This is a genomic window from Exiguobacterium sp. Leaf187, from assembly GCF_001423925.1.
GTDB classification, from domain to species: Bacteria; Bacillota; Bacilli; order Exiguobacteriales; family Exiguobacteriaceae; genus Exiguobacterium_A; species Exiguobacterium_A indicum.
Genome location: NZ_LMPR01000009.1, coordinates 1,822,752 through 1,842,289 on the forward strand (window position 1 = coordinate 1,822,752; position 19,538 = coordinate 1,842,289).

Sequence of the window (19,538 nt, forward strand, 5' to 3'; positions counted from 1 at the left end):
GATGAAACCAAACTATCGTCAGATTGCAGAGCAAATCATTGAGAACATCGGAGGTAAGGAGAACGTTGAGCAGGCAGCTCACTGTGTCACCCGTCTTCGTTTAACGCTTAAGAATCAAGAGCTTGTCGATCAAGAAGCCTTACTTGAAGTTCCGCTCGTCAAAGGCGCGTTCTTGAACGCGGGTGTCTATCAAATCGTCATTGGTGCCGGAGACGTCGACCGGGTCTATGCAGAATTCATTCAATTAACCGGTTTACAGGCAACGACGATCGCAGATGTCAAATCGTCTGGCGCTGCCAAGATGAATCCGTTCCAAAAGTTGATCAAAGTCTTTTCTGATGTCTTCATGCCTATCATCCCGGCGATCATCGTTGCTGGTCTCTTAATGGGAATCAATAATCTATTCGGTATCGAGTTCGGTGGCAAGACGATGATTGACCGTTACCCGAATCTGCAAGGGTTATGGGACCTCATCAATATGATGGCAAACACGGCCTTCGTCTTCCTCCCGGCACTCGTCGGTTGGTCAGCGACGAAACGCTTCGGTGGAAGTGAGATTCTCGGGATCGTCATGGGTCTGATGCTTGTTCATCCAGATCTCTTAAACGCTTGGAACTACGGACAAAGTGCTCTAAAAGGTGAAATCCCGACGTTCAACATTCTCGGTCTCTTTGAAATTGAAAAAGTCGGTTATCAGGGACAAATCCTCCCTGTACTCGCCGCTGCTTATGTTCTCAGTACGATTGAACGTTGGCTCAAAAAACGGGTACCGAATGCGATTCAATTACTCGTCGTACCGATTACGACGATCACATTGACGGGATTCCTCGCCCTTGCCATCATCGGACCAGTCACGCGTCAAGTCGGTGACTGGATTACGATCGGTGTCGTCAATACATTCGAAGCTGTTCCATTACTCGGTGCCCTACTCTTTGGTGCACTCTATGCGCCGCTCGTCATCACTGGCATGCACCACATGTTCATCGCTGTTGATCTACAGTTGATCGGACAAAGTGGGACGACGTTCATTTGGCCGATGATCGCGATTTCGAACATCGCTCAAGGTTCAGCAACACTCGCGATGCTTTTCCTCGCGAAAAACGTTAACGATAAAAACATGGCATCAACGTCCGCTTTATCCGCCTACTTCGGAATCACGGAACCGGCCATGTTCGGGGTCAATCTCCGGTTCAAGTATCCGTTTTACGCGGCACTCGTCGGTTCAGCGATTGCGTCAGCTTTCATCGCTGTCAGTGGCGTTCTTGCTCCTGCGATCGGTGTTGGCGGATTACCTGCTTTCATTTCGATCGTACCAGGTTCGATTCTGTCGTTCATCGTCGGCATGGTGATTGCGATCATCGTCCCTGTCGCCTGTACGTTCCTGTTCCACTATGTCTCAACGAAACGCGCAAAAAAAGCTGCCCTCAATAAAGCAGCGTAATTCTAGAAAGGTGTGTATCTCATGATCACGACAACCGATTGGCGCAAATCCGCCGTTTATCAAATCTATCCGAAGAGTTTTTATAGTCCGGAGGGCAAAGCGACCGGTACGTTACGTGGCGTGACGGCCAAACTCGATTATCTGGCGGATCTGGGTGTCGATTATCTTTGGTTGACGCCGGTCTATGCTTCACCGCAAAACGACAATGGTTATGATGTCAGTGATTATTACGCGATTGATCCATCGTACGGAACGATGGACGATTTCGAGACGTTACTTGCAGAAGCGAAACAACGCGGTTTGTCTGTCATGATGGATATCGTCGTTAATCACTGTTCCACGTCGCATGTCTGGTTTGAAGAAGGACGTCATCCGGATAGTCCCTATCACGACTACTTCATTTGGCGCGAGACACCGAACGACTGGGTATCCAAGTTTGGCGGTCCTGCTTGGTCGTTCGATGAGGTGGCTGGCAAGTATTACTTGCACCTGTTCGACAAGACGCAAGCCGATCTAAATTGGGAAAATCCGCGCTTACGGGAAGAGGTTTACAACATGATGCGCTTTTGGCGGGATAAAGGAGTCAGCGGCTTCCGACTTGATGTCATCAATTTGATTTCAAAGACGCCAGGTCTTCCGAACGATCCAGCAGGAGACGGACGTGCGTATTATACGGACGGACCGAACGTCCATGACTACCTGCAAGAGATGAACGCAGAAGTCTTTGCCGGACACGATCTCATGACGGTTGGTGAGATGTCGTCGACGTCACTTGAACACTGCCTTCGTTATTCTTCGCTTGATGAACAAGAACTGAAGATGACGTTCAACTTTCATCATTTGAAGGTCGATTATCCGAACGGTGAAAAATGGACGGCAGCACCGTTTGACTTCACGCAACTGAAACAGATTTTCTCCGACTGGCAATCCGGTATGAACGGACAAGCCTGGAACGCGATCTTTTGGTGCAACCATGACCAGCCACGCGTCGTCAGCCGGTTTGGTGACGACGCCACGTATCGCGTCGAAAGTGCGAAGATGCTCGCGACGACGCTTCACGGCTTACAAGGGACACCGTACATCTATCAAGGAGAAGAGATCGGGATGCCGAATCCGGACTTCACGGATCTGTCCGACTACCGCGATGTCGAAACATTGAATGCGTATCAGGAAGCGCGGGACAACGGTGTAGCGGAAGAAGAAATTCTTGCTGCGATTCGTCAAAAATCGCGTGATAATGCGCGGACGCCGATGCCGTGGTCGGATGCTGTCAACGGTGGCTTCAGTACGAGTGAACCATGGATACCGGTCTCGCCAACGTATGATCAGATCAATGTCGAGACGGCTGTCGCAGATCCGGAATCGGTCTATCATCATTACAAACAGTTGATACAGCTCCGTAAACAGTATGACGTGCTCACGGACGGTTCATATCGTCTGTTGACACCAGACGATCCGTCACTCTGGGCGTACGAACGCGTAACAAGCGAGGAAGAGTTACTTGTCGTTTCTAACTTCTACGGAACAGAGACGACGTTCACGTTACCTCGTGACGAATCGGATTATACGGTGCTGCTTCACAACTATCAGGAGATGCAGACAGAGGGACACACTTTGACGTTACGTCCTTATGAATCCCTGATGCTTTATCGTAAAAAGTGATGCATCTCTCATTGTTCTCTTGATCACCATCTCTAACAACGAATGTTTTATCATCCTCGCTTTCCACAGGCGGGAGGTAAGCCGCGGCCACCCGCATTCATTGCGGTCTGCCGGGTCTTACCTATCCCTTTCGAAAGCACTGTCTGTGCTTTCTCTTCCTGTAGGAGTCGAGTATGATGCACATTCGTATTTCTTTCGATCAAATAAAAAAGGGAGATCACCATCCGAGTCCATGACTCGGAACGTGATCTCCTTTTCTCATACTTCATCATACACGAACTCGTTATTAGAGCATGTATCCTACGAAACCTTCCGATTCGCTTCTTCTCGTCTCAACTGTTCGCGGAACAGTCGTGTCTCGGCAATGACGACGCCAGACAATCCAATCAAACCGATTAAGTTCGGAATCGCCATCAATCCGTTAAAGACATCGGAAATCGCCCAGACCATGTTCAAGTTCGTCGTCATCGCACCCGCTCCGGCGACTAAAACGAACAGGATGCGGTACGGTAGGATTGATTTTTGACCAAACAGATAATAGATCGACTTTTCACCGTAATACGACCAACCGAGGACCGTCGAGTAAGCGAACATGACGAGACCAATCGTAACGATGTATTTCCCGGCAGGACCGAGGAAGACCTCGAAGCTTGCTGTCGTCAACTCGACGCCTTCTAATTTCGTGTCCAACTGTCCCCCCATGACGAGCGTCAGACCCGTGATCGAACAGACGACCAATGTATCGAGGAAGACTTGCGTCATCGAGACGAGCGCTTGACGCCCCGGGAAGTCCGTCTTCGCAGCAGCGGCTGCGATCGGTGCTGAACCGAGTCCTGCTTCGTTCGAGAAGACACCACGCGCAACACCATAACGAATCGCTGCCCCGATTGCCCCACCCGTGATGGCTTCGTTTGAGAACGTACTGCTGAAGATCGTCGAGATCGCACCTGGAATCAAGTCATAGTTCATGACGAGAATCAGCAAGCCACTTCCGACATAGAACAAAATCATGAACGGAACGAATAGACTGACGACCTTTCCAATCGATTTGACCCCACCAAGAATGACGACACCCGTCAATACCATCAACGCGATCCCCGTCACGTAAAGTGGCACATCGAACGTCGATTTCATCGCGAGGGCGACCGAGTTCGTCTGGACCCCGTTCCCGATTCCGAACGCCGCGATTGAAGCGAATGCAGCAAACAAGACACCGAGCCATTTCTGCTTCAGTCCACGCTCAAGGTAATACATCGGTCCTCCTGCCATCTGTCCTTTTTCATCGACGACGCGATATTTGACGGCAAGAATCGCTTCCGCGTACTTCGTTGCCATCCCGAACAGACCGGACAACCACATCCAGACGATCGCACCTGGTCCCCCGAGAACGACAGCGGTTGCGACACCGACGATATTCCCCGTACCGACGGTCGCAGCCAGTGCCGTCATCAACGCTTGAAAGTGACTGATGTCACCTTCTGACTTATCGTCCTGATGCTTTGAAAACGCAAGCTTCAGCGCATACGGCAGTTTGGTAATTTGAATGAATCCTAAGCGAATCGTCAAGTAAATCCCCGTACCGACCAACAGAATGAGTAACGGTGGTCCCCAAACAAAATTGGACACCTTACCAATCCAGTCACTAAATGAATTTCCCATTCGTTTTACCTCCCCCTATGTAATCTATAGTTCCTTACCATTTTTTCAGAATTTACTGATAATTGTCAAACTATTTTTTCATAAAACTATTCTACATTTTAATTTTTTCTATAATAAGTAAATTTTTTACTTGTGACGGTATAATCAAGAAAATGAATAGTTCATCTTGCAAAAAAAGGAGCGAATCATATGAAGATTAAAACGAAGCTTATCTTATTGTCCTCCATCCTTTTGCTTAGCTTGATCGGTGTCGGGTTATACGGCGCATCTTCTCTCAATCGTGTTGACCAAGAGAGTCAAACGATCACCTCGTCCTGGATTCCCGGTCTGAACTTATCTCATGAAACGAATACTGCTCTATCTGATTTACGACGTGTCGAATTACTACACATTCAAGAAAATGATCCAGAAATCAAAGCCGGTTATGATAAGCGTGTCAAAGACGGTTTAGCGACCGTTGATGCGAATCTCGCGAAATACGAAAAAACGATTTATTTAGAAAGCGATCGCGCACTGTACAATGATCTCACAAAAAAATGGCAAACTTTCAATGAGACGACTGATCGTCTTCTCGCCCTCAGTACACCAGAAACTCAAAAAGAAGCGGTCACCTATTATGAAGGTGAGAGTCGTGATTCATACTTCGCTGTTTCGGATCAATTGACGAAAATCGTGAAATACAATAATCAACAAGCTGGTAAAAATGGTGACGCTATCACTAGCGCCGCTAATACGGCGCACCTTATGCTGTTCACGATCATCGGTGTCGTCGGATTGCTCGGTGTCATCTTCACCGTCTTGATTTTACGCTCAATCTTCGGTCCACTCCGTCAACTGCAGGCGAAAACGCATGAACTCGCAACACAAGGTGGTGACTTGACGGCGCAACTCGACGTCGTACGAGAGGACGAAATTGGACAAATCGCCAAGTCGATGAATCAATTCATCGCTCACTTACGAACAATTATTGTCCAAGTCGATGATACGGCAACACACGTCGTGTCGACCTCTCGTCATGTCTCTGGTCGAATCAGCGAACTCGATCAAGATATGGCGTCGACTTCGCATACGATTGAAAACTTATCGGCGGGTATGCAAGAGACAGCCGCTTCAGCTGAAGAGATGAACTCGTCTGCCGTCGATATGGAAGCGACGATTCATGACATCGTCTCCGGCGCAGAAGCGAACGGAAAACGCGCTCAAGAAGTCGGCGGTCGTGCTGAATCGCTTCAAGTTGTCGCCACAGAAGCGAAACAGACCGCCACTCAAATTCTCTTCGAAACAAAAAATAAACTGGAAGATGCGATGGCACGGGCGAAAGCCGTTAAGGAAATTTCCGTTTTGTCTGACGCGATCCTTTCAATTGCGGCGCAAACGAATTTATTATCCCTTAACGCTTCGATTGAAGCAGCACGTGCCGGAGAAGTCGGTCGAGGCTTCGCCGTCGTCGCCGATGAGATTCGAAAACTCGCCGAGAGCAGTCGAGATACCGTTGAACAAATTCAAGACGTCTCACTCTCCGTCATCGATTCCGTCGAACACTTGAATGCCGCGTCCGGTGAGATGCTCTCTTTCATCGATACAAAGGTCGTCAAAGACTATGATTTATTCGAAGATGCCTCGATTCAATACCGTGATGATGCGCAATTATTTGGTGATGCAGCAGAACATTTTGCCGCTCAAGCTGGTCAACTTCAGGAACTGACAGCAAATATGCTCGGTGTCATCCATGACGTTGCGGTCACCGTCAATGATGGGGCGCAAGGCACTCAATCGATGTCGGAGCAAATCAATCATTCCGTTCAAGCGTTCCGAGATGTGCATGAACAGACTTCCGTCAGTCAACAGCAGGCGGAAGCATTAAAAGAGGTATTACGTCAATTTCAAGTCTAAATGAGACAAGCCCCTCACTTCCGATTGGATGTGAAGGGCTTGTTGTTCGTTATTGTGTCGCACCTGTGAGCGGTTGGGCATCTTTTGCTTCCGCTGGTAATTTGATTTCGTCAATCTCATTGAATTTCGAGAACGTCGACGCGTTTTTCATATTGAACTCGGTATCTTTTTCAATCGCAAATACCATGTCCATGTCGAGAGACTTCGGATAGAACGTTTTTGCGTCATACGTCATCTTGTAGTTCATCTTCTTATAGTCGATGCTATCCATCGCATCTTTCATCTGCGCCATCTGTCCTGTTTGTTCGAGCGAATCCTTCATGAAAGCTTTGAGGTCGTCACCCTTTAGTTTGACGTCGATTTGATAGACGTCACCCTCTTTTTTTGCTGTCCAGTTGTCTTTATACTTTTTCAACAGCTTGAGATTTTGATCCGTCGATGCCGATGACTCCATTGCTTCAACCATATCGCCTAGTTCCGAGACATCTTGAACGAGCCATTGCCCGTTTTGCGAGATATACATCTTATCGTCGACGATATAGCTCTCAATCGACATGTCTTTACCGTCCTGTGGATTTTTCATCGTCATCGTCTGGTGCATCGTAAGCGGCTTCTGGATGATATCGGCGGATACCTTTTGATCCACTGTCATCTCACCTGCTTTTGAGTTGACTGTCCCTTCCATATGGAACGATTTAATATCTTTTTGAGCGGCTGTCGCTTTATTCAGTAATTCCGTATTCGAGAGTTCCCCCGACTTCGTCGAACCAGACCCACTGCCACTCCCTGTATCTGTTTGTCCATCTTGACATCCAGCAAGCCCAATCGATGCTGCAACGATCCCGGCTGCTACCCACCTAGCTTTCTTCATATTCATTTCCTCCTTTATACGCGTTACCCTGATTTACGAAAAACATTGGAAAATGTTTCAAACTTTCTTTAGTAGACCATTACCGTTCTACTTAAAATTGAATCCTCAAATTTCAAATCAACGATTCTTTTTTTGAAATTTGATTCAATCTTCAAGAGATTTCCGTAAAAAAACAGGATGACGGAATGTACCGTCACCCTGCCTCTATTCAATTAAATCGTCCGTAAAAGATTCGCCATCTCAATCGCAGAAACCGCAGCTTCGTAGCCTTTATTTCCGGCTTTCGTACCGGCACGTTCGACTGCTTGCTCGATTGAATCTGTCGTCAGGACACCGAAGATGATCGGTACACCTGTGTCGCGCGAGGCACTTGCGACACCTTTCGCGACTTCGTTACAGACATAGTCATAGTGCGACGTTGCCCCGCGGATGACAGCGCCAAGCGTGATGACGGCGTCATACTTGCCGCTTTTCGCTAATTTTTCCGCGACGAGTGGAATTTCGAATGCTCCCGGAACCCACGCCGTATCGACAGCATCCGCTGCAACACCGTGACGACGGAAAGCGTCGTTTGCTCCTCCGACGAGTTTTGAAGTGATCAATTCGTTAAAACGTGCTGCGACGATTGCGACGCGTAGTCCTTCTCCTGTTAAGAAACCTTCGTAGATCATGATGTGTGTCCTCCTTGGATGTCGAGCCAGTGCCCGAGTTTCGTTTGTTTTGTTTTTAGGTAACGCTGATTTTCCGGCTCGGCCGGTACTTGATGGGGTACACGTTCGATGATTTCGATCCCCTCTTGCTCGAGCACCCGTTGTTTGTCCGGGTTGTTCGTCATCAAGCGGATCTTCGTCACGCCGAGATCGCGCAACATATTGGCTGCGACCGTGTAGTCACGCATGTCCGTCGGATAACCGAGTGCATGGTTCGCTTCGACCGTATCGAGTCCTTGTTCTTGTAACTCGTACGCTTTTAACTTCGCCATCAGACCGATGCCGCGTCCTTCCTGACGTAAATACAAGACGGCTCCACCTTCTCGTTCAATCCGCTCGAGTGCCGCATCGAGTTGTGGTCCACAATCGCAACGCTTCGAACCGAAGACATCCCCTGTCAGGCATTCCGAGTGTAGACGGACGAGCATCCCGTCTTGCGCTTCGCCGGATAAGACAGCGACATGTTCTTTCTCGTCTTGCGTCGTATAGCCAATCATCCGGAAAGCTCCGAACGTCGTTGGAAGTAATACTTCTGCTTCACGTGTCAATGGACGCTCGAGATACGCGACAAGTGCTTCGATCGTGATCAGTTTTAAATCGTGTTCTTCCTTATAGAGAAGTAGATCGTCGACCCGTGCCATCGTGCCATCTTCTTTAATGATTTCACAGATGACGGCGATCTCATCGCTACCGGCAAGACGGGCAAGATCGACACCTGCTTCCGTATGTCCGCGTCGCTCCCGGACACCACCCTCTTTTGCGATCAACGGGAAGATATGACCCGGTCGTTTGAAACGTTCCGGTCCATCCGTCAGCATCCGCTGAATCGTTAGCGACCGTTCCTCGGCACTGATGCCGGTCTTTGCCTCTTCATGATCGATGCTGAGCGTGAATGCCGTCCCATGCGGGTCCGTATTATTCGCTGTCATCGGAGCAAGTTCGAGTCGCTGTGCGATCCGCGGACTGACTGGTACACAGACGAGTCCTTTTCCATGTGTAATCATGAAGTTGATGTTTTCCGGTGTCGCGTGTTCCGCGAGCATGACGAGATCGCCTTCATTCTCACGATCCTCGTCATCACAGACGATGATCGGTCGTCCGTTTTTCAAATCTTCTATTGCGTCTTCAATCAAGTCGAATCCGTTCATTACATGTCGCCTCCTAAGAATGCTGCCCAGTCCGTCTGCTTCTCATGCTGCGTGAAATGATAGAGATGTTTCGCCATCATGTCACACTCGATATTGACGACTGCACCGCTTGCCAATCGATCAAACGTCGTCACTTGACGGGAGTGCGGAATCAATGAAATCGAGATCGTTTCCGGTGTGACGCGTTGCAACGTCAGGCTCGTGCCGTTGATTGCGATCGAGCCTTTCGGAATACAATACTTTTGCCACGCTCCGACATCAAACGTATAGACCATCGCTTCTCCATCCGGTCGCCGACTGATCAGTCGGGCTGTTCCGTCGATATGTCCACTAACGAAATGTCCACCGAAGCGACCGTCTGCCGGCATCGCCCGCTCAAGTTGCAAGGGACTTCCGACTCGGTACGTACCGAGTGCTGTTGAACGGATCGTGTCATGGACGGCATCTGCCGTGAAACCGGTTGGACTCATCGACGTGACCGTCAAACAAATCCCGTCGACGGCGATGCTATCACCGATCTTCGTTCCTTCGAGTACCCGGTGCGCCTCAATTTCAAGCGCTAACCCGTTCGGTCGCGGGATCTTTCGTTTTAAGGTTCCGACTTCTTCAATCAATCCGGTGAACATGTCGTCTCCTCCTTTCGGATGTACGTCAGATGGAGATCCGGTCCGACCGTCTCAACCTGGTCGATTTGAAAACGATCTTCGATATCGTGTTGACCATTCCACGCATCGCCTTCAAAAATCGATGGGGCTTGGTAGACTTCGATTCGGTCAACGAGATCTGCCTCAAGGAAAGCGGCTTGAATCGTTGGTCCGCCTTCAATCAAGACACTACGGATGTCTTGTTCGTATAAGCGTTTCAAAATCGCTTCCGGCGTCTCATATTCACCAACGAGGACCGTCACCTGATCGTGACTAATCCGAGGAACACTCGTCAGCCAGTAGGTTGGATTTTTACCATCGCGGAAGACTTGCGCCGTCTCCGGAATCCGCCCCCGGCGATCAACGATTACTCGAATCGGCTCGATGCCTGACGATGCGCGTAACGTCAGTGCCGGATCATCGACGAGCACCGTCTCACTTCCGACGAGGATGGCATCGTGGCGTCCACGCAGGGCACGACCGTTCGCGCGTGCTTCTTCTGACGTGATCCAGCGCTGTTCACCTGTCGCCGCGATCCCGTTCATCGTCTGAGCGATTTTGACGGTCACGGTCGGACGTTTTCGTTCGATCGTCTTCCAGAATGCCGTGTAAAGGGCTTCTGCCTCATGCCGTAACAAGCCGACCTCGACTTCGATTCCCGCGTCCTGTAGCCATTTGATTCCGGAACCAGCGACAATCGCATGTTTGTCTTCCGTTGCAACGAAGACTCGTTTGATTCCTGCTTGTAGAATTGCTTCCGTGCATGGTGGCGTCTTGCCGTGATGGTTGCATGGCTCGAGCGTCACGTAGAGATCGGCACCACGGGCGGCTTCTCCTGCCATCCGTAAGGCTTCGACTTCTGCGTGCGGCCCACCGGCAAACCGGTGTGCACCGAAGCCGATGATGCGTCCTTGTTTGACGATGACACAGCCGACACTTGGATTCGGACTTGTTTGTCCGTGTAACATTTGTGCTAATTGCATGGCATAACTCATCATCTGTGACATCGCGTTCACTCCTTTCAAATGAAAAAAGACGCCCCTTGAAAAAGGGGCGTCTGTATAGAAGGGTTCACGAAATACACGGTTCGCTTCCTGCATTTTTTCATGCAGAAAGAGACCGTCTCCTGAAAACATTTTTTCAGAAAACAGCTTGAATCGCGTCGTTTCGTTCTTCTCCCATCCGGACTTTACCGTCGGCCCTGGAATCTCACCAAGTCAGCCATGATGCGTACATCACAGGTCGCGGGCTCGTCGATCGATTGATCGCATCACCGCCGGTTGGGATTTTCACCCTACCCCGAAGAACTGGATTATTGAGTTATACAACTTTAGCCTAGCATATCTTTTTCAAGAAAACAAAGCGCAAATGCTTCTGTCTTGTCTCTTTTTTGATTTCGTTCCACTTCTGTCACCCGTCCCCAATTCGTAATCGACTGCATCTCAAAAACGACCGGAGCACTTGATAGCAGTGCGTCCAGTCGTTATTTTCCACTTACAAATAACCATTCTTCCGGTCATGGAATTCTTGCGCAATCGCCCCGCGCGTCCGTTCATCAGCGAGGACGCGAAGCGCTGTCCGGGCGAGGATTTTCGCCCCCGTGATCAATGCTTCATCTCCAGCTGCTGAACGGGCCGCCTCTTTGAATGCTTCCGTATGGGCGACGAGATCATCTGGTCCAATCTTGATATACGGATGGATCGTCGGGATGACTTGACTGATGTTACCGGCGTCCGTTGAACCAAGACCCGGTCGTTCGTCCAAGTGAACGATTTCGCCGAGCGCCTCTGCTTCTTCTTGGAACAGACGGTCGAACGTCCGGTTGAAGACGAGGTTATCGACTTCATTTTGGAAGGCGATGACATCGAGCGTCGCCCCAGTCGCGAGTGCCGCGCCTTGGGCGACGGCTTTGACTTTTTCCGTGACGGCATTCAATCGTTCCCGTGTCGTTGCCCGGATGAAGAAACGTGCTTTTGCGTATTCCGGGATGATGTTCGGCGCATCGCCTCCATGCGTGATGATCCCGTGGATCCGGACATCGTCTGGTAACTGCTGACGTAAGGCATTGATGCCATTGAAGAGTTGAATGACAGCGTCGAGGGCGTTGATGCCTTCTTCCGGTGACGCCGCTGCGTGCGCCGGACGACCCGTAAAGGCAAAGTCGAGTGGATCGACCGCAAGGGAAGAACCCGTGATCCGTGTTTGTCCCGACGGATGGACCATCAAGGCTGCATCGATTCCTTCCAGTAACTGATGTTTGACGAAACTGCCTTTCGCACTGCCGTTCGGTCCACCTTCCTCGGCTGGTGTTCCAAGGACAACGACACTCCCGCCGACTTCATCGAGCACTTTACTGAGCGCGATCGCCGCTGCGACGCTCGTCGTGCCGATGATATTATGACCGCACGCGTGACCAATACTCGGCAACGCATCGTATTCAGCAAGAAAGGCAATCGTTGCGCCTGGTCGGTCGCTCGATTTCTTCGCGAAGAACGCGGTATCATGCCCAGCGACGCCGAGTTCTACTGTAAAACCTTCCGCCGTTAGACGCTCCGCATGGAGCCGCGAAGCAAAGAATTCCTCATTCCCGATTTCCGGCGTTGCATGAATCCGGTGACTTGTCTCAAGATACGATTCCCGTTTTTGTTCGATATCCTGTTCAATCGTCTCTACCCATGTCGTGCGTACTGGTGTCGTCATACTGTCCACTCTCCTTTTGAAATTATTCGCCGATGTCGCTCAGTGGAACGAACGTCGGGATCGTACTGCCTTTGTATTCTTTTTTGATGAAGGCCGCGACATCTTTTTGTTGATACAGCGATGCGATTTTTTTCAGTTCTTTTTTGTTCTTGTCTTCCGTCCGTGTCGCGATGATGTTGATGTATGGTTTTGCTGTCTCGTTCTCATGAACGATCGAGTCCTTGATCGGGTTGAAGCCAGCGTCAACCGCGATGCCATTGTTGATGATAGACGCCGCGACGTCCGGTAAGACGCGTGGCGTTTGTCCGGCGACGATCGGAACGATTTTCAGCTTCTTCGGATTCTCGACGATCTTATCGACCGAACCGTTACCATCGAAGTCGTCCGGTAGCTTGATCAGACCTGCTTCTTGCAGTAACAAGAGGGCGCGTCCCATGTTCGTCGCTTCGTTCGGAACAGCGATTTTTCCGCCATTTGGAATATCTTTGACATCCTTGTATTTATCCGAGTAGATCCCCATCGGTGCGATGACAGTCGTCGCAATCGGCGATAGCTTCAAGTTATGTTCTTTCTTGAAAGCGTTGAAGTAGGAAATCGTCTGGAAGGCATTGGCGTCGATCTCACCCTCAGCCAGTGCCATGTTCGGCTGGACATAATCGGAGAACTTGACGAGTTCGATTTTGATGCCTTCCTTCTCTGCTTTTTTGGCGACATAATCCCAAACTTGTGTGTCTGAACCGCTGACACCGAGCTTGATCGTCTTTTCGTCTTCTCCTGATGCTGCGCACCCGGCAAATAAAATCGTCGTGAGTGTTGCTCCAATTGCTACTGCTTTTTTCATGGCTGAATCGCTCCCTTGATTAATGTCTTCTAATTTTTCGTGCGACGATGTTGCCTGTCGTCTGTAAGCCTTGGACTAAGATGACGAGAATCCCGACCGTGATGATCATGACTTTCGTGTCGAATCGTTGATAGCCATAAGTGATCGCTAAGTCGCCGAGACCACCGCCTCCAATCGCACCTGCCATCGCTGACGCCCCGATCAAGCCAACCGTCGCGATCGTTAAGTTCAGGATGAGTGAACCGAGTGCTTCCGGTAGGAGGAAGCGGAAAATCGTTTGAAACGGTGTCGCGCCCATCGCTTCTGCTGCTTCAAGAACGCCTTTATCGACTTCGAGTAAAGAACTCTCGATCAGACGCGCCATGTACGGTGCAGCGTAAAAGACGAGCGGGACGATGGCGGCTTCTGTTCCGATCGATGTCTGAACGATCAAGCGCGTCAACGGGATGATCGCGACGAGTAAGATGATGAACGGAATCGAGCGGAAAATATTGACGATACTGTTGAAGAACGTGAACAGCGGGACATTTTCAAGCAATGCTCCTTTTCGCGTGACGACAAGCAGGATCCCGAGTGGTAAGCCGATCAAGGTCGAGAATAAGAGCGAAACGGATACCATCGTCATCGTCTGCAAAAATGCTGTCCAGATATCACTGTAATTAACTAGCATGAGCAAGTACCTCCTCGACCGTCACCTGTGCCTGATCGATGTAGTGTAACGCTCGTTTCACTTCAGTCTGCTCACCAATCAACTCGATGAGTAAGGTGCCGAACGGCGTATCCTGCAACTCCGTGATACTACCGTGCAAGATGTTGATATCGACGTCAAAGCGTTTCGCAACTTGCGATAAGAGCGGCTGCCCGGTGTGATGTCCGAGGAAATGAATCTTATAGATCGGATTCGCATTCCGGGACTCGATCAACTGGCGAATCGATGCTGGAATCTCGTCGTGCATGACGGAGCGGACGAAGTTCTGTGCTGTCTCGGTCTGCGGGTTTGAAAAGACATCAAAGACCGTTCCTGACTCGATCAGTTTCCCAGCTTCAATGACAGCGACGCGGTCGCAAATCTCCCGAATGACGCCCATCTCGTGGGTGATCAAGAGAATCGTGATTCCGTACTCCGCATTGATCCGTTTTAATAACTGGAGAATATGATGTGTCGTTTGGGGATCGAGTGCTGACGTCGCTTCGTCACATAAGAGGACGGAAGGTTGCGTCGCGAGTGCCCGGGCGATACCAACGCGCTGTTTCTGCCCACCCGACAATTGATCCGGATAATGATCCGCCTTGTCCGCGAGATCGACGAATTCGAGTAACTCCGTCACCCGGCGGCGAATTTCGTCTTTCTTGACGCCTGCGAGAACGAGTGGTTTCGCGACATTCGTAAAGACCGTGTTCGCATTCAATAGATTGAAGTGCTGAAAAATCATCCCGATCCGTTGTTTTGCTTGGCGCAATTTTTTCGGAGACAGTTGCGTTAAATCTTCTCCATCGACCGTCACCGTTCCTGACGTCGGTCGTTCTAATAGATTGACACAGCGGAGCAGTGAACTTTTTCCGGCACCGCTAAAGCCGATGACACCAAAGATTTCGCCTTTCTCGATCGTCAGGTCGACACCGTCGAGTGCTGCGATCGTCTGATCTTTCGTGACGTACGTTTTTTTGACTTGATGAAATGCGATCATTCCGTTTTCCCCCTTCATTCAACAAAAAAGGTCCCTTCTTGAGAAACAAGAAGAGACCTGGATCCGCACAGTGGCAGAATCCACTCCACTCATCTCTCAGACATCTGTCTGATGGAATTGGCACAGTGCTCATAATGAGTCTGTTGCCGAGGTTTCGTAGGGCCAGTCCCTCCACCTCTCTGGATAAGTATTGCGGTATGAAATTTGTATGTGTGTTGTTGCGTTGTTGCTTATGTCGTAAAACTAATTTTTACATTACGGGTCGAAACTTTAAAAGTCAACCAACTTTGCAAAAATAATCCATTTGGCGCATATCGATGGATGAACAAGTTATGAGTTAGCTTACTCAACGGATCATGATTCGTCAAGAAAGATTTGACAAGTCATTTTTGGTCGTGCTACCATCGTTTCAATGATTATTCCGACAATTCCAATATGATATTTATCAAGAGTGAACGAGAGACCTGGCTCTATGACTTCACGGCAACCTGCAATCTGTAAGGTGCTCCGACCAGCAAAGCGCGGCTTTGGATGATACGGTGAAAAACTCGTGGGCGTCCAAGCAGTGACGTCGACGAGTTTTTTTCATGAATGGAGGAAAAATAGTAATGATGAACTATCCTGTATTGACTGGTGCTGAAGCGTTCTATTTTCAAGGGGGATCGATCGGCATTCTAATCTGTCATGGTTTTAACGCCACACCGCAAAGTGTCCGGGACGTCGGTGAGGCATTCGCTGCTGAAGGTTTTACCGTCTATGCCCCGCGCTTACGTGGACATGGAACGAATGTCCGCGAGTTTGAACAATCGACTGCTCGATGTTGGAAGCAAAGTCTGCAAGACGGCTATGAACGTTTACAAGAAACATGCGATCAAGTCTTCGTCATCGGTCAATCGATGGGTGCGACGCTTGCACTGTCACTCGCCGCTGACGGCATTCCGTTTGCCGGCATCATTACGATCAATGCCGCACTCTCCGTTCCTTCTTACGAAGCACTTTCGTTCGAGGACGGTCCACAGTACTTACCGGAAGGGGCACCGGACATTAAGCGAGCAGCCTTCGAAATCATCTATGACCTCGTTCCGAGCCGTTGTGCGTTCGAACTCGTCCGTCTGATGGATGAAACGAAAGGACGCTTAGGATCAATCCTTCTGCCGACATTAATTCTCTACTCGGCGACCGATCACGTCGTTCCGCCGTCGAGCTCGGATTATCTGCATCAGCACATCGGAACGAATGATAAACGAAGCTACTGTTTACTGAACTCGTACCACGTCGCGACCCTCGATCATGATCAGGATTTGATCGTTCGTGAGACGATCCGCTTTATCGAACAATCGTGTCAGTTTTCGCAAGAAACAGGCTGAATCAAAAAAAACAGCTATTCGTTTCTATATGGAAGCAAATAGCTGCTACAGATTGTAAGCAAAGCGCAATTTTCTCTAATGGGAGGATTGCGCTTTGTTCATTTCAAATCGTTTTCCTGGGACAAGCATCGACCTCGTCCTGTTAATCAAGATGACGCTTCTTCAACATGTATTTAGTATTTCCTACATGCGACGTACCATCAAAGAGATCTAGACTAACATGACATTCCGTTAATTTTTAGGTCTTGGGTTGAAGGAATAGGTACCCTATTTCTCTACATTAGACGCGTTGCCCGAAAGCAAAAAGACAAATTAGATTAAGACGTCATATACAGGAGAGTACAACAGATCCGGGGAGTGAAAAAACGACGCTTCAAGCAATGCTTACTTTCATTACCGTGAACCTCGAAAAGCCTACAAATTGGTTCTTGGATCCCTCAGGGAATCCACGTTTCTTTAACATTTTAGTAATTAATACATACAACAACCCCTCATTTCAATTACGAAGTGAGGGGTTGTCTACAAGCTGAAACTCCCATATTTAATTATAGGATTTTTTTCTCACTTTTTTCTTTTTTAGCTGCTTTAAAGTTAAGATAAATGGTACACCCAACAGCTGCGATTAAAAAGATTATCCCGTACCCTATTTCAAAGTTAAAACCATAATACAAGATTGTGACTGTAACTAATACAATCAAAACTAATCGTATGCTAGATTTATGGTATTTACTCATTTGTTTACCTCCAATTCCTTACATCAACAGTTATCGTTGTTTGATCTTTTCAATTTATCCATTAAATAAATCCTTCAAAAACACTATACCTTACACCAAAAACCTTCGAAAGGTTACATACAAACGAGAAAAACAGTAAGAGTTTTCAGTTGATGAATCCTTATTGTCTTTTTAATTACTTATATACTCTATGTTTAGAGTTAGCTAACTCACGATAAAGAACTGTTACAAGTAGTAATTAGTTACTTTATTCTTTTAGTCCTAGCTTTCTTTATCATTCATCTCGAGTTTAAAAAAGTGACTAAAAGAAGCTGAGACTTAACTAGCTGAGTTTAACGAAAAAAAAGAATCGCCATCACTCAGGATGTGCAATTCCTTTTTATCATCTGTAAAACTGAGTTATATCCCAGCCTTCGCCTTTTTTCATTTATCGTTCTTGGTGTTGCACCGATTGGAGCGGCTTCGGTTTTCCAGGTACCTCATGGCAATGACGGCAACGTGGCTCATACGATTCCGACGCTCCGACTAGGATGATCGGATCATCGTAGTTCGCTGGTTTCCCGTCAATCAAACGTTGTGTCCGGGAAGCCGGATCCCCACATGAAAGACAGATCGCTTGTAGCTTCGTCACGAATTCTGCACGCGCCAGTAATTCAGGCATTTTCCCGAATGGCTCTGCCCGGAAATCTTGATCAAGGCCTGCACAAATGACGCGTTTTCCGTCTTGTGCGAGTGCTTCGATGACTTGTACGATCTCATCATCAAAGAATTGAACTTCATCAATGCCAACGATTTGTGTTTCTTCTGCTACTGCCGCGTAGAGATCACGACTCGTCGCCATCGGAATCGCTACGACAGAGTTGCCAACGTGAGAGACGACATGCTCTTCATGGTACCGGTCGTCGATTGCTGGCTTGAATACTTGCACGGGCAGTTTGCCGTACTGCGCCCGTCTGACACGACGAATCAACTCTTCCGATTTCCCGGAAAACATACTGCCACAAATTACTTCGATCCAGCCGTACTGATTTATTACATGCATCATCGTCCGACACCGTCCTCTAAAAATAGTCACTTTAACGAGTATAGCTCGAAACGGTATCGAGAAAAAGGGTTGACTTCCGGAAATCAAAATTCATTTTTTCTTTCCCTAGAATTTTTGTCCTTTCATTCCAACTGCCCCCTATTTCCTGTACACTGAAGAAGAAGATTCTCACGAAAGAAGGTGTCCCCGATTCATCATCTCTTACATGACATCCTGCACCAATATGGTGCCCTTGGTCTCTCCGTCCTTCTCGCAGGTGGTATCGTGGGATTGCCGGTTCCTGATGAGACCCTGCTCGTTTTGTCCGGATTTTGGATGCATCAAGGCAATCTACCACTCGTCGGTACGATTCTCGCCGCTTACGCCGGCAGTTGCATCGGGATGACGATCAGCTATTTACTCGGATTAAAACTCGGTATGCCACTACTACACCGCGTTGGACCGAAAATGCGTATCTCAGAAAAACATATTCTTTCCGCTGAAGCCGGATTTCGTCGTTACGGAAAATCGGTCTTGATCATCGGTTACTACATACCTGGTCTCCGCCAACTCTCTGCCTTTTTTGCAGGCGTCTCAAAAATGCCGTTTCGCGTTTTTGCGAGTTATGCATATACAGGTGCCTTGATTTGGATCAGCGTGTTCTTAGGCGCCGGTTATTTCGTCGGCCGCCATCTCTCGTTCCATAAAGTCATGGACTATGTCTTGGCACATCCGGAAGTCATGCCCTATTTAATCGGGATTGCTGGCGGAATCGCCTTCTCGTTCGTCTTGAAGACGTATCTCGCGTATCGTTCACAATTCAGTCTATACAAAAACAGCCTGCTTCCGTAATGGAGGCAGGCTGTTTTTTTAAGAACCGACAAGTAATTACTTGCGGCCGTATTTTTTGTTGAAGCGATCGACACGACCATCTGCCGCGTTGAACTTTTGACGACCTGTGTAGAATGGGTGCGAGTCTGAAGACACATCCACACGGATGAGTGGGTACTCGTTACCATCTTCCCAAGTGATCGTTTCGTTCGAAGAACGAGTAGAACCGCTTAAGAATTTGTACTCAGTCGTTGAATCCATAAATACTACTTTGTTGTAGTTAGGGTGAATTCCTTGTTTCATGGTTGATTTCTCTCCTTCCGCC

General features: G+C 48.7%; 17 protein-coding genes and 3 riboswitches. Of the genes, 5 read left to right on the forward strand and 12 right to left on the reverse strand.

Features of this window, described 5'->3' with window-relative positions; all coding sequences use genetic code 11:
• Position 1 precedes the first annotated feature (1 nt).
• Positions 2-1,441, forward strand: coding sequence for a PTS system trehalose-specific EIIBC component (gene treP, locus ASF99_RS13475; RefSeq protein ID WP_055969315.1), 1,440 nt, complete (start codon positions 2-4; stop codon positions 1,439-1,441).
• A gap of 21 nt (positions 1,442-1,462) precedes the next feature.
• Positions 1,463-3,103, forward strand: coding sequence for an alpha,alpha-phosphotrehalase (gene treC / locus ASF99_RS13480; protein WP_055969318.1), 1,641 nt, complete (start codon positions 1,463-1,465; stop codon positions 3,101-3,103).
• Between the two features lie 300 nt (positions 3,104-3,403).
• Here the strand turns inward: treC and ASF99_RS13485 are convergent, their stop codons facing one another.
• Positions 3,404-4,762: an alanine/glycine:cation symporter family protein gene (locus tag ASF99_RS13485; RefSeq protein ID WP_055969320.1), complete on the reverse strand. Its 1,359-nt coding sequence runs from the start codon at positions 4,760-4,762 to the stop codon at positions 3,404-3,406.
• A gap of 189 nt (positions 4,763-4,951) precedes the next feature.
• On the opposite strand from ASF99_RS13485, the gene ASF99_RS13490 reads away from it, so the two are divergent.
• Positions 4,952-6,655 carry a methyl-accepting chemotaxis protein gene (locus tag ASF99_RS13490; protein ID WP_035395827.1) on the forward strand — a complete coding sequence of 568 codons (1,704 nt, stop codon included), beginning with the start codon at positions 4,952-4,954 and terminating at the stop codon, positions 6,653-6,655.
• A 49-nt stretch (positions 6,656-6,704) separates the two neighbouring features.
• On the opposite strand, the gene ASF99_RS13495 is transcribed toward ASF99_RS13490, so the two are convergent.
• The 9 genes from ASF99_RS13495 to ASF99_RS13535 all read right to left on the reverse strand — a co-directional run bounded on the left by ASF99_RS13495 (position 6,705) and on the right by ASF99_RS13535 (position 15,257).
• Complete coding sequence (locus ASF99_RS13495; protein WP_035395824.1) at positions 6,705-7,526, reverse strand: DUF6612 family protein; 822 nt, start codon at positions 7,524-7,526, stop codon at positions 6,705-6,707.
• A gap of 212 nt (positions 7,527-7,738) precedes the next feature.
• Complete coding sequence (gene ribH / locus ASF99_RS13500) at positions 7,739-8,197, reverse strand: 6,7-dimethyl-8-ribityllumazine synthase (protein ID WP_035395821.1); 459 nt, start codon at positions 8,195-8,197, stop codon at positions 7,739-7,741.
• Positions 8,194-9,384 carry a bifunctional 3,4-dihydroxy-2-butanone-4-phosphate synthase/GTP cyclohydrolase II gene (locus tag ASF99_RS13505; RefSeq protein WP_035395818.1) on the reverse strand — a complete coding sequence of 397 codons (1,191 nt, stop codon included), beginning with the start codon at positions 9,382-9,384 and terminating at the stop codon, positions 8,194-8,196. Before ASF99_RS13505 ends, ribH begins: the two co-directional genes overlap by 4 nt.
• A complete protein-coding gene (gene ribE, locus ASF99_RS13510) occupies positions 9,384-10,010 on the reverse strand; it encodes a riboflavin synthase (protein WP_035395815.1) in 627 nt (208 codons plus the stop codon). Before ribE ends, ASF99_RS13505 begins: the two co-directional genes overlap by 1 nt.
• Positions 9,995-11,035: a bifunctional diaminohydroxyphosphoribosylaminopyrimidine deaminase/5-amino-6-(5-phosphoribosylamino)uracil reductase RibD gene (ribD, locus tag ASF99_RS13515; RefSeq protein WP_055969322.1), complete on the reverse strand. Its 1,041-nt coding sequence runs from the start codon at positions 11,033-11,035 to the stop codon at positions 9,995-9,997. The genes ribE and ribD overlap by 16 nt, the downstream gene beginning before the upstream one ends.
• 159 nt (positions 11,036-11,194) lie before the next feature.
• A riboswitch (FMN riboswitch) is annotated at positions 11,195-11,339 on the reverse strand.
• 183 nt (positions 11,340-11,522) lie between these two features.
• Entirely contained in the window at positions 11,523-12,728 is a 1,206-nt protein-coding gene (locus tag ASF99_RS13520) for a M20 family metallopeptidase (protein ID WP_055969326.1), read from the reverse strand.
• A gap of 22 nt (positions 12,729-12,750) precedes the next feature.
• Positions 12,751-13,569 carry a MetQ/NlpA family ABC transporter substrate-binding protein gene (locus ASF99_RS13525; protein ID WP_023469540.1) on the reverse strand — a complete coding sequence of 273 codons (819 nt, stop codon included), beginning with the start codon at positions 13,567-13,569 and terminating at the stop codon, positions 12,751-12,753.
• A 19-nt stretch (positions 13,570-13,588) separates the two neighbouring features.
• The gene (locus ASF99_RS13530; protein ID WP_023469541.1) at positions 13,589-14,239 is read right to left on the reverse strand and encodes a methionine ABC transporter permease; all 651 of its coding nucleotides are present in this window, start codon (positions 14,237-14,239) and stop codon (positions 13,589-13,591) included.
• Positions 14,229-15,257, reverse strand: coding sequence for a methionine ABC transporter ATP-binding protein (locus ASF99_RS13535; protein ID WP_055969329.1), 1,029 nt, complete (start codon positions 15,255-15,257; stop codon positions 14,229-14,231). The genes ASF99_RS13530 and ASF99_RS13535 overlap by 11 nt, the downstream gene beginning before the upstream one ends.
• Positions 15,258-15,343: 86 nt before the next feature.
• Positions 15,344-15,447: riboswitch (SAM riboswitch) on the reverse strand.
• Positions 15,448-15,696: 249 nt separating this feature from the next.
• Positions 15,697-15,798: riboswitch (SAM riboswitch) on the forward strand.
• Positions 15,799-15,865: 67 nt separating this feature from the next.
• Between ASF99_RS13535 and ASF99_RS13540 the strand changes: the two genes are divergently transcribed.
• On the forward strand, positions 15,866-16,624 hold the full coding sequence (locus ASF99_RS13540; RefSeq protein ID WP_235515946.1) for an alpha/beta hydrolase: 759 nt from the start codon (positions 15,866-15,868) through the stop codon (positions 16,622-16,624).
• 1,161 nt (positions 16,625-17,785) lie between these two features.
• Here ASF99_RS13540 and ASF99_RS13550 read toward each other — a convergent pair.
• Positions 17,786-18,400 (reverse strand): thymidine kinase, encoded by a 615-nt coding sequence (locus ASF99_RS13550; RefSeq protein ID WP_035395950.1) that lies wholly within the window; start codon positions 18,398-18,400, stop codon positions 17,786-17,788.
• Positions 18,401-18,583: 183 nt separating this feature from the next.
• Between ASF99_RS13550 and ASF99_RS13555 the strand changes: the two genes are divergently transcribed.
• Positions 18,584-19,234 (forward strand): DedA family protein, encoded by a 651-nt coding sequence (locus tag ASF99_RS13555; RefSeq protein ID WP_055969335.1) that lies wholly within the window; start codon positions 18,584-18,586, stop codon positions 19,232-19,234.
• A 36-nt stretch (positions 19,235-19,270) separates the two neighbouring features.
• Here ASF99_RS13555 and ASF99_RS13560 read toward each other — a convergent pair whose 3' ends face one another.
• Complete coding sequence (locus ASF99_RS13560; protein WP_023469546.1) at positions 19,271-19,516, reverse strand: type B 50S ribosomal protein L31; 246 nt, start codon at positions 19,514-19,516, stop codon at positions 19,271-19,273.
• Between the last annotated feature and the right edge of the window lie 22 nt (positions 19,517-19,538).